We start from the raw sequence: 14,532 nt of genomic DNA, 5'->3' as shown, positions 1-14,532 counted from the left end.
GGGGCCGGAAACTCACATAAGGCCAGGTCGCACCAGGCCTCCAAAAGATCTACCTAGGTGCCTGCAGTCAACCCGCCGTCCAATGTGCGCGCCCCCAACCGGTCCGCGATCCCGGGCGAAGGGGCGAAGAGGGATGACCGGTGTCTTGGGCGCTGATGCAAGCGGTTGGGGCCCTGCTCGACCACGGGCAGATGGCTTTCGGCCAAAGGCCCTTCATCGTCGGTGAGTCACTGCACACCACGGCGATCCGCCAATGACGGATTGACGAATGTCGGCGGGCTCGGCGCACATGAAGGCGCGACGACTCCGTACAGGCCCTGACGCTGCCCGTGGGGCGCGTTGTCCGTGGGGCGCGCTGTCCAATGAAGGCCTGTGCCAGTGAGGGCCTGTGCCGGTGAGGGGCTGTGCCAGTGAGGGGTGCTGTCCTGTGGGGGGCGGAGGCGGGTTGGGCGGTGTCCCGGCCGCCGTCAGGCCTTGTGCCGGTCGACGAGGAATGCCTGGATGGTCGCGGTCGTGACGATCTCGTACGTCTTGCCGTCCGGGAGGTGACCGGCACGTTCCAGCGTGAGCGCGCCCTGAGCGGCGGCCCACAGCGCGTCGGCCACCTTCCTCGGCTGGGTGGGCACCACGTACCCGGCGGAGATGCAGTCGGCGATCACGCGGTCGACGATGTTGAGCGCGGCACGGGCGAGGGTGCGGGCGCGCTCACTCGGCACGAAGCCGGGGATGGCCCGCTCGAACATGAGGCTGTAGTAGCCCGGCTCCGACAGCGCCGCCTCACGGTAGGCGGGGCCGAGCGCGGTGAGGTGGTCAAGGGGGTCGCCGCGGTGCGGCACCGCCTCCAGCCGGCGGCGGAAACGCTCGAAGCCCTCCAGATAGAGCGCCTCGGCCAGCCCCTCCTTGCTGCCGAACATCGTGTAGATGACCTGGGTCGAGCAGCTCGCCTCAGCCGCGATGCGGCGGACCGTCAGGCTCTCCGGGCCGTCCGAGGACAGCAGCACGTTGGCCACGTCGAGCAGGCGTGTGCGGAGCTCGTCATAGGTGGTGCGGTGACCGCGCGAATAGGCACCCTCAAGACCGAGCGGCGCCGGCGTACCCATCAGCGACGAGCCTCTCTCATATTGGGGTCCCGCGACAGACCCGGATGATGACTTAACCATGCCGCCCGACTTTCAAACCGCTGTGAAACGGAAAACATCCCGAAATCGCCGCGCATCTGTGACGTCGTAAACCTGACACATTGGCGCGGCGGCCGGGACGGATTGTGCGAGCAGGAGTAGCGACCGTCCCGACCAGGTGACATACCGTCAGAGGCATGGACGTGAGCCACGATTCCGATCCCCGCCCCTTCTGGCTCGCCGGCCGTCCCGTGACCGGCGACGCCGAGCAGAGCGTGACCAGCCCGCACGACGGCCGCGTCGTCGGCGTCCACTCGATCCCGACGGCCGATCAGGTCGAGCGGGCGGTCGCGGCGGCGGACGCCGTGCGCAAGGAGGCCGCCGCGCTCCCGATCCACGTGCGCGCCGAGGCGCTGGCCCACGTGGCCCGCCGCCTCGGGGAGCGGTCGGAGGAGATCGCCCGGCTGATCAGCGCCGAGAACGGCAAGCCCGTGTTCTGGGCCCGCGGAGAGGTCGCCAGGGCCGTCTCGACGTTCCGGTTCGCCGCGGAGGAGACCCGCCGGTTCAGCGGCGAGGTGCAGCGGCTCGACACCGAGCCCGCCGCCCAGGGCCGGCTCGCCTACGTCTCGCGCGTGCCGTACGGGCCGGTGCTGGCGATCACGCCGTTCAACTTCCCGCTCAACCTGGTGGCGCACAAGGTCGCCCCGGCGATCGCGGTGGGCGCCCCGATCGTCGTCAAGCCGGCCCCCGCCACCCCGCTCTCGGCGCTGGTGCTCGGGGAGATCCTGGCCGAGACCGGCCTGCCCGAGGGCATGTTCTCCGTCCTGCCGGTGCCGAACGACCGGGCGGGCTCGCTCGTGGAGGACCCGCGCCTGCCAGTCGTCTCCTTCACCGGCTCCGGCCCTGTCGGCTACTCGATCATGGACAGGGTGCCGCGCAAGCACGTCACGCTGGAGCTCGGCGGCAACGCGGCCGTGGTCGTGCTCGCCGACGCCGACCTCGACTGGGCGGCGAGCAGGATCGCGCTGTTCTCCAACTACCAGGCGGGCCAGAGCTGCATCGCGGTGCAACGCGTGATCGTGGAGGAAGCGGTCGCCGAGGAGTTCACCGGCAAGCTCCTGTCGGCCGTGGGGGCTCTGGTGACCGGTGACCCGGCGGACGACAAGACGCAGGTCGGGCCGCTGGTCAGCGAGGACGCGGCGGTCCGGGTGGAGAGCTGGATCGACGAGGCCCAGGAGGCGGGCGCCCGCGTGCTCGCCGGCGGCACGAGGGACGGCGCCACCATCGCCCCCACCGTGCTGGCCGACGTCCCCTCCGGCGCCAAGGTCGTGACCGAGGAGGTCTTCGGGCCCGTCATGGTCGTGCAGCGGGTCGCCTCCGTGGATGAGGCGTTCGCCGCCGTCAACGACTCCCGGTACGGCCTGCAGGCCGGGGTGTTCACCCGCAGCCTCGACGTGGCCTTCCGGGCCAACCGGGAGCTGGAGGTCGGGGGCGTCATCATCGGCGACGTGCCGTCCTACCGCGCCGACCAGATGCCGTACGGCGGCGTCAAGGAGTCCGGTGTGGGCCGGGAGGGGCTGCGCTCCGCCATGGAGGACCTGACGTACGAGAAGGTCATGGTGCTGACGGGGCTCACCCTCTGAGCCCCGCCGCGGTGCCGTCCGCCGGGCAGGTGCGGAAGGTGAACATCCGGCGAACACCGCCCCGCCCGGGATTAGGCCGCGCCGTCGTGCGCAGTCTTCCGGTATGGACGCCAACACCCTCCTCCTCGGCGTCGTCGTGGTCACGGCGCTCGGCTTCGACTTCACCAACGGATTCCATGACACGGCCAACGCGATGGCCACCTCCATCGCGACCGGCGCGCTCCGGCCACGGGTCGCTGTGGCGTTGTCGGCCGTGCTCAACTTCGTGGGCGCCTTCCTGTCGCTGAAGGTGGCGTCCACGATCGCCACCGGGATCGTGGACAGCGGCGCGATCACGCTGACCGTCGTGTTCGCCGGCCTCGTCGGCGGGCTGGCGTGGAACCTGCTGACCTGGTACTTCGGCATTCCGTCCAGCTCCTCCCACGCGCTCATCGGCGGCGTGGTGGGCGCGACCGTGCTCGCCGCGGGCGCCTCGGCCGTCAAGGGCCAGGCGATCGTGTCGAAGGTCCTGGTTCCCGCCGTGCTGGCGCCGATCTTCGCGATCGGCGTCGCCACCATCGGCACCTATCTCGTGTACCGGATCACCAGGGGCGTGCCGGACCGGATGAGGGCCCAGGGGTTCCGCGTCGGCCAGATCGGCTCCGCGTCCCTGGTCTCCCTCGCCCACGGCACCAACGACGCCCAGAAGACCATGGGCGTCATCACGCTGGCGCTGGTCGCCAACCACACGATCGGGGGCGACGCCGGGACGCCGTTCTGGGTCATCCTCGCCTGTGCCGTCACGATCGCGCTCGGCACCTACATCGGGGGATGGCGGGTGATCAGGACTCTCGGGAAGGGGCTCACCGAGATCGAGACGCCCCAGGGGTTCGCCGCCGAGGGCTCGTCGGCGGCGGTGATCTTCGCGGCCTCCCACTTCGGCCTCCCCCTCTCGACCACCCACGTGTGCAGCGGCTCGATCATCGGCGCGGGTGTGGGCAAGCGGCTGGCCGAGGTCCGCTGGGGGCTGGCGGGCCGGATGGTCACCGCGTGGCTGCTCACGCTGCCCGCCGCGGCGCTGGTGGGCGCGATCACGTGGAAGGGCGCCGACCTCATCGGCGGCGCGGGCGGCGTGACCGCCGTCTTCGCCCTCGCCGCGGTGCTCGCCCTGGGCCTGTTCCTCGCGGCCCGCCGCGAGCCCGTCACCCACGCGAACGTCAACGCCGATTGGACCGGGAAGCTCGTCCCCGCGAAGGAGTCCGTCGCATGAGCCAGTATGTCGATTTCGACGCGTTGTGGAAGGTGCTGGTCGCCGCCCTGCTCGCCGGCGCCGGGCTCGTCGCCGTGTACGCGCTCGGGCTCGTGGGCCTCGCGGCCGCCAGGAACGAGGACGGACGGTCGGCCGCCAGGCCCGCCGGGGTCGTCGTGGCCGTCGTCTGCTTCGCCCTGGTCCTTGCGGGAGCATTTATGGGCCTTTATGTCATGCTGGCGAAATGAGGGGCGCGCACCACATGCCAGGAGAATCGCAGATGGCCACCGACCACCCGCGCGGTGTCGAACTGCTCCGCCGTACCCCCGGACTGAAGGTGATGGACGACGATGACGACGATCCCGTCCTCGTCCGGGCCGACGGCCGGCCGGTCGACACCTGGCGCGAGCACTACCCGTACGATCACCGCCTGCACCGGCACGACTACGACCGGCAGAAGCGGCTGCTCCAGATCGAGCTGCTCAAGCTGCAGTACTGGCTGAAGGACACCGGCGGCCGGCTGGTCATCCTCTTCGAGGGGCGGGACGCGGCCGGCAAGGGCGGCACGATCAAACGCTTCATGGAGCACCTCAACCCCCGCGGCGCGACCGTCGTGGCGCTGGAGAAGCCCAGTGAGCGTGAGCGCACGCAGTGGTACTTCCAGCGGTACGTCGCCCATATGCCGGCCGCGGGGGAGATGGTGCTGTTCGACCGGTCCTGGTACAACCGGGCCGGGGTCGAGCGGGTCATGGGATTCTGCAGCCCCGAGGAGTACCTGAAGTTCCTCCAGCAGGCGCCGGAGTTCGAGCGGATGCTGGTCCAGGACGGCATCCACCTGGTCAAGCTGTGGTTCTCGGTGTCACGGGCCGAGCAGCGGACCAGGTTCATCATCCGCCAGGTGGACCCGGTCAGGCAGTGGAAGCTGTCGCCGATGGACGTCGCCTCGCTGGACCTGTGGGACCAGTACACCAAGGCCAAGGAGGACATGTTCCTCAACACCGACACCCCGGACGCCCCCTGGACGATCATCAAGAGCAACGACAAGAAGCGGGGCCGCCTGGAGGCCATGCGGTACGTCCTGTCGCTGTTCGACTACGAGGACAGGGACTACGACATCGTGTCGGAGCCCGACCCGCTGATAGTGCGTTCGGCCGCCGACATCGTCGAGGAGGACCACGCCGAGCTGCACGAGCTCGACCACTGACCGGGCGGCCCGCCTCCTCGCGGGTGTGGCGTCAGGCCCGCTCGGCGGTCCGGAACAGGTCCTTCACCGCCGGCCCGAAGTAGGGGCCGTACATCGTGCCGTGGTCGTTGCTGTACTTGAAGCTGCTGACCGAGACGAGCGTGCCCCGGCCGGTGGCGGGGTCGAACCCGCTGAGCCACGGGCCGCCGCTGGCCCCCGCCGTGAGATCGCACCGCAACCCCTGGTCGCCGGTCTGGCGCTGGGGGTCGCCGTGCGGGGTGCCCGCGCAGTACAGCAGGCGCTCCCCGTCGTAGGGCGGGTCGGCCGGGAAGCCGAACCCGTAGGTCCGCAGCCCGCGCCGCGCGTCGAAGCCGATCTCCTGCGCGCCGACCACGTCGGCCAGGTGCCGCCCGCCCGAGGTGGTGACGGCCACCATGCCGACGTCGTAGTCGTCGTCGGCGCCGCGTGACCAGGGGCCCGCGACGAACATCCGCCGCGCGGGATAGGAGCCGTACGGCTGCCGTCCCTGGCGGTAGCCGGGGACGAACGTCCAGTTCTCCGCCCATCCGCCGGTGCCGTCCTTGACGCAGTGCCCGGCCGTGGCCACCAGGTCCCTGCTGGCGCCCCGCACGGCGCTCGCCGAGCAGACGAAGTCGACGCCGTTCATGGTGAGGAACACCCGTCCCGTCGTCCTCGTGACGGATCCGCCCGCGGCCCACTGCGAACCGCTCGTCGTCGCGGGGGGCATCGCGGCGGGTGCGGCGGCCTGCCGTACCCGCCCGGGCGACCCCACGCGCCCGGGCCGGCGCCGCTGCTCCGGCGGCCGTGTGTATCCCGCCCTCGGGGAGGGCGGCAGGACGCTCGCGGTGAGCGCCTCCACCTGCCGCACGGCGGACCGCAGGTCGATCGGGATGGCCCGTGCCATCCGTTCCGGCGTCCAGTACGCCGGGGACACCGGGGCCGCCACGTGCTCCACGACGTCCGCCACCGGAGGGACGGGGGCCTGGAGGGCTCCCAGGAGCCCGGCGGCGAGCGTGGCGGCGGCAAGCGATGGGCTGGGAGTCATGGCACCCGAGTTTGGACCACGACACGTGCTTGTGTGGCTACTTTCGGTGAATCAGGTCAGCGACGTGTTCTGCGCCGCGTTGTAGACGGCCTCGGCCTCCGGGCCGAAGTACGGGCCGAACATCCAGAAGCTCGCGAAGTTGTACTTGAAGCTGTTCACCGAGTTCACCAGGCCGGTTCCGGTGCGCTCGTTGAAGTTCACGAACCACGGGCCGCCGCTGGACCCGCCGGTCATGGTGCAGTTGAGCCCCTGGTCGTCCGAGCTGAGGTAGTCGTCGAACGCCCGGCCGCTGCAGTAGACCAGCTTCGACCCGTCGTACGGCGCGCCCGCGGGGTAGCCGAAGGAGTACATCTGGCGCCCGCGCTGCTGGTTGAACGCCACGCCCTGGCCGCCGACGACGTCGGTGAGGCTCTGCCCGTTCTGCGGGGCGACCACGGCGGCGGCCACGTCGAAGTTCATGTTCTCGCCGGAGTTCCACTGCGGCGTGGTGAGCAGGTTGGTCGCCGGCCACGTGCCCTCGGGCCGCGCGCCCTTGTCGTAGCCGGGGACGAAGACCCAGTTGCTGTGGAAGGCGCCGTTCAGCTTCACGCAGTGCCCCGCCGTGATGACGACGCTCTTGTTGGCGCTGGTCACGGCTGTGCCCGAGCAGGAGGCGTTCCGCCCGGCGTCGGACCCGGCCGTGACGGTGAAGAACACCCGTCCCGCCGTCTTGACGATCGCGCCGCCGCCCGTCCAGGCGGCGCCGTTGCTCTTGGACGAGGCGGTCGCCGAGCCGGCGACGGCGTCGGCGCTCAGCGTGGGGGCGACGGCCGCCGGCTTGGCCTCCGGCGCGTCGAGGACGGCGGCGGTGCTGGCGAAGCGCCTGGCGTCCGTGGTGGGAGCGTCGAGCGGCTCGGCGTCCTCCATCTTCGCCAGCGTCCAGTACTTGGTGACCGTGCGCTGCTCGGTCTTGGTGTCGGCCGCCTCGTGTACGGCGACCGGCTTGGGGGCGGCGGCCGTGGCGGTGGAGACGGCGGTGGCGGTGGAGACAGAGGAGAGGGGGGACGCCGCGGCGCCGTGGGCCGCGGGCAGCAGGGCCCCCGCGGTCGCGAGGGCGGGGACCGCGAGGGCCGCGAGACGTCGTGCAGTGGGGTGCATGCGTACCTCCGAGTCGGGATGTCCTGACGCGCGAAGGTAGCGAGGGCTCTATCCGGATTTCTCATGATTCGCATATACAGATATGGGCAGATTCCGGCATTTATGTACTGGTTTCTCGCCTGACCCGGAGGCACCGGATTCCGGCCCCCGGGGCGACCCCGAAGGCGGTGGCCGAACCCGGGGACGGTGGCCGGGGGACGATGTGCTCGGGGACAATGGGGGAGTGACTTCACCAACCCCGCCGCCGCCCTCGTCGTCCCGGCCGCGGTCGATCGTCGTGCTCGGCTCGACCGGATCCGTCGGCACCCAGGCACTCGATGTCGTATCCCGCGCGCCCGGGCGGTTCCGGGTGGCCGCGCTCGCCGCGGGAGGCGGCCGGGTGGACCTGCTCGCCGGGCAGGCGGCCAGGTTCGGGGCCGAGACAGTCGCGGTGGCCGACCCGGGCGCCGTGCCGGCCCTCAGAGAGGCGCTGGCCGCCGCCGGCGCGCGGGCGAGGATCCTCGCGGGGCCCGAGGGGGTCGCCGAGCTCGCCGCGTCCCCGTGCGACGTCGTGCTCAACGCGATCACCGGCGCCTTGGGGCTCACCTCGACGCTCGCCGCGCTGGAGGCGGGCCGGGTGCTCGCGCTGGCGAACAAGGAGTCGCTGATCGTCGGCGGCCCCCTGGTGAAGCGCCTCGCGAAGCCGGGCAGCCTGCTCCCCGTCGACTCCGAGCACTCGGCGCTCGCCCAGTGCCTGTGGGCGGCCGGTCCCTCGGGCGCCGACGCCCGGGCCGTACGGCGGCTGGTGGTGACCGCCAGCGGCGGGCCTTTCCGGGGCAGGAGCCGGGCGGAGCTGGGGGACGTGACGCCGGAGATGGCGCTCAACCACCCCACGTGGAGCATGGGCCCGGTCATCACGGTCAACTCGGCGACCCTGGTGAACAAGGGCCTGGAGGTGATCGAGGCGCACCTGCTTTTCGACGTCGGCTTCGACCGCATCGAGGTGGTCGTCCACCCGCAGTCGATGATCCACTCGATGGTCGAGTTCACCGACGGGTCGACGGTCGCGCAGGCGAGCCCGCCCGACATGCGGCTGCCCATCTCGCTGGCGCTGGGCTTCCTCGAGCGCGTCCCCGAGGCCGCGGCGGCCGTGGACTGGACGGCCTCGCACACCTGGACGTTCGAGCCGCTGGACGACGACGCGTTCCCCGCGGTCGCGCTCGCCCGCCACGTCGGCTCGCTCGGCGGCACGGCGCCCGCCGTCTACAACGCCGCCAACGAGGTGTGCGTGGAGGCGTTCCTCAAGGGCGGCCTGCCGTTCCTCGCCATCGTGGACACGGTGGAGCGGGTCGTCGCCGAGCACGCCGCAGGGCCTGCCACAACGGTGGAGGAGGTCCTCGCCGCCGATGCCTGGGCCAGGGCGCGCGCCGCCGAGCTGACCCGCTGACCGCTGGGATGCGAGCGATCCGGGACGGCCGGAGCCGCCCCGGATCGGGTGTTCACCTCATGCGCTCACGGGGGCGGGGTCAGGCCGTCCCCGGGGTGCAGGAAATGCTCGTCGGTGTGCTGGTGGCGGACGCGCCGTTGGCCAGGAATCCGAACACGGTCGTCGCGTTCGGTGCGAGGTTGCCGTTGTAGTTCACGTTGTGAACGGTCACCTGGCTTCCGGACGTGGTCTGGGTGCCGTTCCAGATCTGGGTGATGGTCTGGCCGCCGGGGAACGTCCACTTGACCGTCCAGGCCCCTATGGAGCTGGTCCCGGCGTTGCGTACCGTCACCTCACCCTGGAACGCGCCGCTCCAGTAGCTGCTCACCTTGTACGTGGCCACGCATCCGCCCGGCTGGGGACTCGGCGACGGCGACGGCGACGGCGACGGGGTCGGCGATGGGCTGGGCGAAGGAGTCGGGGACGGGGACGGGGAGGGAGTGGGCGAAGGAGTCCGCGTCGGGGACGGTGACGGCGTCGGGGACGGGGTCGGCGTGGGGCTCGGGCTGGGGTTGCCGCCCGGGCCGACGCCGGTCACTTCGCCGTTGCCGCCGTCGAAGACGACGTCCGAGCAGTTGTAGAAGGTCTCGTTGCTGTCGGACCGCTGCCAGACCGAGTAGATGATGTGGCGCCCGCTCTTGTTCGAGGGCAGGCTCGCGTTCCAGTAGTAGTAGGAGTCCGCGTTGCCCGGCGAGCCGACGCTCGGCGGGTCGGTGGCGCTGTAGAACGGCGTGGACTCCAGGTCGCTCCAGGCGAGCGGCCGGGTGGGGCTCCAGCTGTCCTTCGTGATGTAGGTGCGGAAGGTTCCCGGGTGGGCGGCCCACTTGTTGTACCGGAACTGGATGTTCGCCCCGGCCGTCAGGTGGGTGACCGGCCAGTCGCTGCGGGGCAGGTCGAACCCGCTGAAGTCGTACACCACCGCCCCGCCGCTGCACAGCTTGCCGTCGGGGATGAACCCCGACATGCGTCCCGCGCCGTCGGAGCGCAGCACGGCGAACCAGTTGTACAGCGAGTTCGGCCCGCTCTGGGCGACCGCCGCCGCGCAGGCGGGGTTGTTCGGGGAGATGGCCCCGCTGGTGGTCAGCCCGTCCTTCCAGCACAGATAGGTACGGCTGCCGGGCATCATCATCGCGCCGTGCGCCGACGCCGGGGTGGCGTACAGCACGGTCGCGATCAAGGCCGCCACCGCCGTGGCGATGGCGGCCAGGGTCTTCCTGGCTCTTCGTGGCTTTCCCACAAGTCACCTTCCGCATGGTCATCAATGGATCATCGACCGGTCAGGCGAAAGCGCGCGCTGTCCGGAAATGTAACCCCGGTACTCCGGGCTGCCCAGGCGGCGCCGGACGGGGACCGGGCCCGCCGCAGCGTCGCCGCACGTCACGGCGGCCCGCCCGGGAGACGGCGTGTGCGAGGCGGCTGAAACCTTCATCGCCCGGGAGTTCCGGGCGGGGTGGTATCCGCACTGCCTAGACTGGGGACGTCCTCTCGCCACCACTAAGGACCGCAATGCCTGTTGATCTCGGGATCCCCTCCGTCAAGTCTCAGCCGATCGCCCGCCGGCGGGTGTCGCGGCAGATCATGGTGGGCTCGGTCCCCGTCGGAGGGGACGCGCCGGTCTCGGTGCAGTCCATGACCACCACGCTGACCGCCGACGTCAACGCCACGCTGCAGCAGATCGCCGAGCTCACCGCCACCGGCTGCCAGATCGTCCGCGTCGCCGTCCCCTCGCAGGACGACGCCGACGCGCTGCCGGCCATCGCCAGGAAGTCGCAGATCCCGGTGATCGCCGACATCCATTTCCAGCCCAAGTACGTCTTCGCGGCCATCGACGCCGGCTGCGCGGCGGTCCGGGTGAACCCCGGCAACATCAAGAAGTTCGACGACAAGGTCGGCGAGATCGCCCGCGCCGCCTCCGCCGCCGGGGTCCCGATCCGCATCGGCGTCAACGCCGGCTCGCTCGACCCCCGCCTGCTGCAGAAGTACGGCAAGGCCACCCCCGAGGCGCTGGTCGAGTCGGCCCTGTGGGAGTGCTCGCTGTTCGAGGAGCACGGCTTCCGCGACATCAAGATCTCGGTCAAGCACAACGACCCGGTCGTGATGGTGCAGGCCTACCGGCTGCTGGCCCAGCGCTGCGACTACCCCCTGCACCTCGGCGTCACCGAGGCAGGCCCCGCCTTCCAGGGCACGATCAAGTCGGCGGTCGCGTTCGGCGCGCTGCTGGCCGAGGGCATCGGCGACACGATCCGCGTCTCGCTGTCCGCGCCTCCCGTGGAGGAGGTCAAGGTCGGCACCGCCATCCTGGAGTCGCTCGGCCTGCGCGAGCGCGGCCTGGAGATCGTCTCCTGCCCCTCCTGCGGCCGCGCCCAGGTGGACGTCTACACCCTCGCCGAGCAGGTCCAGGCCGGCCTCGAAGGGCTGAAGGTGCCGCTGCGCGTCGCGGTCATGGGCTGCGTCGTCAACGGTCCCGGCGAGGCCAGGGAGGCCGACCTCGGCGTCGCCTCCGGCAACGGCAAGGGCCAGATCTTCGTCAAGGGCGAGGTCGTCAAGACCGTCCCCGAGTCGCAGATCGTGGAGACCCTCATCGAGGAGGCGCTGCGCATCGCCGAGGAGATGGGCGTCGACGTGGACCTGGACGACGACGAGGCCGCCGGCCCGCAGGTCGTCGTCTCCTGACCGGCCCCGGACGCCGCTTACACAAAGCAATGGTGTGACTACACAATGGCAATGAACGGGTCGAGCGTGCGGTAGCCGCACGATCACCCGGCGAAGCTTGCCTCTGCCGTTTGAAAGCAGAGGAGCGTGCCGGTGAAGCGGGTCGTCGGGGTCGTCGCGAGCGTCGTGATGCTGGGTGCCGGGCTGGTCGGGCCCGGAGGGGCGCAGGCCGCCCCCAGGCGCGGCGTCGCCTGGGGGCCGTGCGAGGGATCGCAGAGCTCGGCGGGATCCCTCCTCGCTCCCGCGCAGGCCGAGACCTCCGCGCAGGCCGCGGCCCACGCCTCGGCGCAGGGGCAGGCCCGCCGCCGGGGGAGCGCGCGGGAGCCGGGCACGGTGGAGTGCGCGAGCGTCCGGGTGCCGCTCGACCCGGCCGAGCCGTACGGCCAGCAGATCACGCTGGCGCTGAACCGGGTGCGCGGGACGACGGCCCGGGACGCCGACCACCTCGGCGTTCTGCTGGTCAACCCGGGCGGTCCCGGCGGCTCGGGGCTGGGCCTGGCGCGCTACGTCGCCGCCACCCTGCCCCCGGACGTCGCCGCCCGGTTCGACGTGGTGGGCTTCGCCCCGCGCGGGGTCGCCCCCAGCCGGCCGGCCGTCTCGTGCGTCGACCCGGCGCGCTTCTACGCCCCGCCCCGGCCCGACAACGTGCCGCACGGCCAGGCCGAGGAGGACCGGCTCGTCGAGCGGGCCCGCGAGTACGCCGACGGCTGCGGCAACCGGTGGTCGTGGTTCCTGCCGTACCTCAACACGGAGAACACGGCCAGGGACATGGACGCCATCCGCGCCGCACTGGGCGAGGACAAGATCAGCTACCTGGGCTACTCGTACGGCACCTACCTGGGGGCCGTCTACGCCACGCTGTTCCCCAAGCGGGTGCGCCGGCTCGTCCTCGACAGCGTCGTCGACCCCGACGGGATCTGGTACGACGTGAACATCGCCCAGGACCACAGCTTCGACCGCCGCCACCGCGACTTCCTCGCCTGGGTGGCCAGGCACGACGACGTGTACCGGCTGGGCGGCACGCAGGCGGCCGTGTCGTTCGCGTGGTACTCCATGCGCTCCCGCCTTCGCGGCCGGCCGGCCGGGGGGATCGTCGGCCCCAGCGAGCTGGACGACGTCTACTCCAACGGCGCCTACTCCAACCGGCTGTGGCCGGAGCTCGGCGCGGCCTTCTCCTCCTACGTGCGCCGCGGCGACGTGGCCGGCCTGGTGCGGCTGTACGCCACCCAGGCCAAGGTCGACGCCAAGGAGGAGAACGCCTACGCCGTCTACCTGGGCGTGGAGTGCCGGGACGCCGCCTGGCCGCGGTCCTGGGCCCGGTGGCACGCCGACACCGTCAAGGCGCACGCCGACGCGCCGTTCATGGCGTGGCCGAACGCCGTCTACAACGCGCCCTGCGCGTTCTGGCCGGAGCGCGGCGGGACGCCCGTCAAGGTCGGGTCCGCCGCCCTGCCGCCGGTGCTGCTGATCCAGGCGGAGCGTGACGCCGCCACGCCGTACGTGGGGGCGCTGCACCTGCGCCGGCTGTTCCCGACGGCGCGCATGATCAGCGAGGGGGGCGGCAACCACGGGGTGTCGCTCGCCGGCAACCCCTGCGTGGACCGCCATCTGGCCGCCTACCTGCGGGACGCGACCCTGCTGCCGCAGCGCCGGTCGCGCCGGGGGGCGGACGCGAGCTGCCCGGCCCAGCCGGATCCGCGGCCGGCCTCGCCCACGCCGGGGCGGTAACTCCAAAAAACGAGGTGTTCGCGTAGGCTTGGCGCGTGATGCTGCGTACATCGGCGTCGCGCGTGCTCGACGACAGTGATCGTGACGAGGTCCTCGCGCTCCTCGACTCCGATCCGGTCGCCAACGTATTCGTCGCCTCCCGCGTCAGGGCCGTCGGGCTCAGCCCTTCACGGCTGGGCGGCCAGATGTGGGGATACGGCCCGCGCGGCGGCCTCATGTCCCTCTGCTACGCCGGCGCGAACCTGGTGCCGGTCAACGCCTCGCGCGAGGCCGTGCACGTGTTCGCCGACCGGGCGCGCAAGCAGGGCCGCCGGTGCTCCTCCATCGTCGGCCCCGCCGGCGCGGTCGAGCAGTTGTGGGAGCGGCTCCAGCCGCACTGGGGGAACGCCCGCGCGATCCGCTGGGCGCAGCCCGTCATGGCGACCGGGACCGCCCCCGCCGTCGACCCCGACCCGCTCGTACGGAGGGTCCGCCCCGAGGAGTTCGGCATCGTGCTGCCCGCCTGCGTGGCGATGTTCACCGAGGAGGTGGGCGTCTCCCCGGACAACGGGGACGGCGGCGCGCTCTACCGGTCACGGGTCGCCGAGCTCATCCGCATCGGGCGGTCCTACGCCCGCATCGACGACGGCCAGGTCGTCTTCAAGGCCGAGATCGGCGCGGTGACCCCGCAGGCGTGCCAGATCCAGGGCGTCTGGGTGCATCCGGACCTGCGGGGCCGGGGCCACGCCGCCGCGGGGATGGCCGCGGTCGTCGAGCAGGCGCTGAAGTACTTCGCGCCCCTGGTCACCCTCTACGTGAACGACTTCAACCTCCCGGCCAGGGCCGCCTACCGCAAGGTGGGATTCGAGGAGGTCGACACGTTCATGTCCGTGCTGTTCTGACCAGCCGCTCCAGCAGGCGCTCCACCTCGGCCGCCGGGTCGAGGGTGAGCCCCGCGTGGACCGGGCCCGTCCGCACGACCGTGCTTCTCGGGGCGGTCAGCCACCGGAACCGGCTGCCGGGCGATTCCGCGCCCAGCGGCCCCGCCTCCTCGCCGCAGGCCAGCTCGTAGGCGGTCAGCGCGTGGCGGACACCGGGCAGGTCGACGGGGCAGCCCAGCGCGAGCAGCCGCCCCTCGTCCAGCTCCACCCGTGCGCACAGATAGCCGCGGGGCTGGCAGTAGACGATGACCCCGGCGTTGACCAGCTCACCCCGCTCGACGCTCGGCATCACCAGGATGACCGCGTACTCATAGACGTCCCTGCCGGTCATG

Annotated in this window: 13 protein-coding genes; 8 read left to right on the top strand and 5 right to left on the bottom strand. The window is 71.7% G+C overall.

From position 1 onward, the window contains the following. Window positions 1-467 precede the first annotated feature (467 nt). Window positions 468-1,100, bottom strand: a complete 633-nt coding sequence (locus AB0B72_RS27685; RefSeq protein WP_367741957.1) for a TetR/AcrR family transcriptional regulator — start codon at window positions 1,098-1,100, stop codon at window positions 468-470. 215 nt (window positions 1,101-1,315) lie between these two features. Here AB0B72_RS27685 and AB0B72_RS27680 point away from each other — a divergent pair, with 215 nt between their 5' ends. From AB0B72_RS27680 to ppk2, 4 genes are all read left to right on the top strand, one after another. Then, window positions 1,316-2,761, top strand: coding sequence for an aldehyde dehydrogenase family protein (locus tag AB0B72_RS27680; protein ID WP_367741956.1), 1,446 nt, complete (start codon window positions 1,316-1,318; stop codon window positions 2,759-2,761). Between the two features lie 103 nt (window positions 2,762-2,864). Then, complete coding sequence (locus AB0B72_RS27675; protein ID WP_367741955.1) at window positions 2,865-4,010, top strand: anion permease; 1,146 nt, start codon at window positions 2,865-2,867, stop codon at window positions 4,008-4,010. Next, a complete protein-coding gene (locus tag AB0B72_RS27670; protein WP_367741954.1) occupies window positions 4,007-4,237 on the top strand; it encodes a hypothetical protein in 231 nt (76 codons plus the stop codon). Before AB0B72_RS27675 ends, AB0B72_RS27670 begins: the two co-directional genes overlap by 4 nt. A 32-nt stretch (window positions 4,238-4,269) precedes the next feature. Then, window positions 4,270-5,193: a polyphosphate kinase 2 gene (gene ppk2, locus AB0B72_RS27665; protein WP_367741953.1), complete on the top strand. Its 924-nt coding sequence runs from the start codon at window positions 4,270-4,272 to the stop codon at window positions 5,191-5,193. Window positions 5,194-5,224: 31 nt separating this feature from the next. Here the strand turns inward: ppk2 and AB0B72_RS27660 are convergent, their stop codons facing one another. Continuing rightward, entirely contained in the window at window positions 5,225-6,238 is a 1,014-nt protein-coding gene (locus AB0B72_RS27660) for a serine protease (RefSeq protein ID WP_367741952.1), read from the bottom strand. Window positions 6,239-6,289: 51 nt separating this feature from the next. Continuing rightward, complete coding sequence (locus AB0B72_RS27655) at window positions 6,290-7,375, bottom strand: serine protease (RefSeq protein ID WP_367741951.1); 1,086 nt, start codon at window positions 7,373-7,375, stop codon at window positions 6,290-6,292. A 223-nt stretch (window positions 7,376-7,598) separates the two neighbouring features. Between AB0B72_RS27655 and dxr the strand changes: the two genes are divergently transcribed. After that, complete coding sequence (gene dxr / locus AB0B72_RS27650) at window positions 7,599-8,801, top strand: 1-deoxy-D-xylulose-5-phosphate reductoisomerase (RefSeq protein WP_367741950.1); 1,203 nt, start codon at window positions 7,599-7,601, stop codon at window positions 8,799-8,801. A 79-nt stretch (window positions 8,802-8,880) separates the two neighbouring features. Here dxr and AB0B72_RS27645 read toward each other — a convergent pair whose 3' ends face one another. Beyond that, complete coding sequence (locus tag AB0B72_RS27645; protein ID WP_367741949.1) at window positions 8,881-10,077, bottom strand: lytic polysaccharide monooxygenase; 1,197 nt, start codon at window positions 10,075-10,077, stop codon at window positions 8,881-8,883. A gap of 269 nt (window positions 10,078-10,346) precedes the next feature. Here AB0B72_RS27645 and ispG point away from each other — a divergent pair, with 269 nt between their 5' ends. The 3 genes from ispG (at window position 10,347) to AB0B72_RS27630 (ending at window position 14,161) form a co-directional block, all read left to right on the top strand. Next, entirely contained in the window at window positions 10,347-11,513 is a 1,167-nt protein-coding gene (gene ispG, locus AB0B72_RS27640) for a flavodoxin-dependent (E)-4-hydroxy-3-methylbut-2-enyl-diphosphate synthase (protein ID WP_367741948.1), read from the top strand. Window positions 11,514-11,645: 132 nt separating this feature from the next. Beyond that, window positions 11,646-13,280, top strand: coding sequence for an alpha/beta hydrolase (locus AB0B72_RS27635; RefSeq protein WP_367741947.1), 1,635 nt, complete (start codon window positions 11,646-11,648; stop codon window positions 13,278-13,280). Window positions 13,281-13,318: 38 nt separating this feature from the next. Further along, window positions 13,319-14,161, top strand: coding sequence for a GNAT family N-acetyltransferase (locus AB0B72_RS27630; RefSeq protein ID WP_367741963.1), 843 nt, complete (start codon window positions 13,319-13,321; stop codon window positions 14,159-14,161). Here the strand turns inward: AB0B72_RS27630 and AB0B72_RS27625 are convergent. Next, window positions 14,142-14,531 (bottom strand): DUF3037 domain-containing protein, encoded by a 390-nt coding sequence (locus AB0B72_RS27625; RefSeq protein ID WP_367741945.1) that lies wholly within the window; start codon window positions 14,529-14,531, stop codon window positions 14,142-14,144. The two genes, AB0B72_RS27630 and AB0B72_RS27625, sit on opposite strands and share 20 nt — an antisense overlap. Between the last annotated feature and the right edge of the window lies 1 nt (window position 14,532).

Source organism: Microbispora sp. NPDC049125, from assembly GCF_040802045.1.
Lineage (GTDB): Bacteria > Actinomycetota > Actinomycetes > Streptosporangiales > Streptosporangiaceae > Microbispora.
Note: the sequence above shows the minus strand (reverse complement) of the source record. Positions and strands in the feature narration are given on the sequence as shown.

What these genes read in the sequence shown, in the direction of transcription:
- AB0B72_RS27685 (WP_367741957.1), bottom strand. Translation starts at nt 1,100, where the DNA reads ATGGGTACGCCGGCGCCGCTCGGTCTTGAGGGTGCCTATTCGCGCGGT.
- AB0B72_RS27680 (WP_367741956.1), top strand. Translation starts at nt 1,316, where the DNA reads ATGGACGTGAGCCACGATTCCGATCCCCGCCCCTTCTGGCTCGCCGGC.
- AB0B72_RS27675 (WP_367741955.1), top strand. Translation starts at nt 2,865, where the DNA reads ATGGACGCCAACACCCTCCTCCTCGGCGTCGTCGTGGTCACGGCGCTC.
- AB0B72_RS27670 (WP_367741954.1), top strand. Translation starts at nt 4,007, where the DNA reads ATGAGCCAGTATGTCGATTTCGACGCGTTGTGGAAGGTGCTGGTCGCC.
- ppk2 (WP_367741953.1), top strand. Translation starts at nt 4,270, where the DNA reads ATGGCCACCGACCACCCGCGCGGTGTCGAACTGCTCCGCCGTACCCCC.
- AB0B72_RS27660 (WP_367741952.1), bottom strand. Translation starts at nt 6,238, where the DNA reads ATGACTCCCAGCCCATCGCTTGCCGCCGCCACGCTCGCCGCCGGGCTC.
- AB0B72_RS27655 (WP_367741951.1), bottom strand. Translation starts at nt 7,375, where the DNA reads ATGCACCCCACTGCACGACGTCTCGCGGCCCTCGCGGTCCCCGCCCTC.
- ispG (WP_367741948.1), top strand. Translation starts at nt 10,347, where the DNA reads ATGCCTGTTGATCTCGGGATCCCCTCCGTCAAGTCTCAGCCGATCGCC.
- AB0B72_RS27630 (WP_367741963.1), top strand. Translation starts at nt 13,319, where the DNA reads ATGCTGCGTACATCGGCGTCGCGCGTGCTCGACGACAGTGATCGTGAC.
- AB0B72_RS27625 (WP_367741945.1), bottom strand. Translation starts at nt 14,531, where the DNA reads ATGACCGGCAGGGACGTCTATGAGTACGCGGTCATCCTGGTGATGCCG.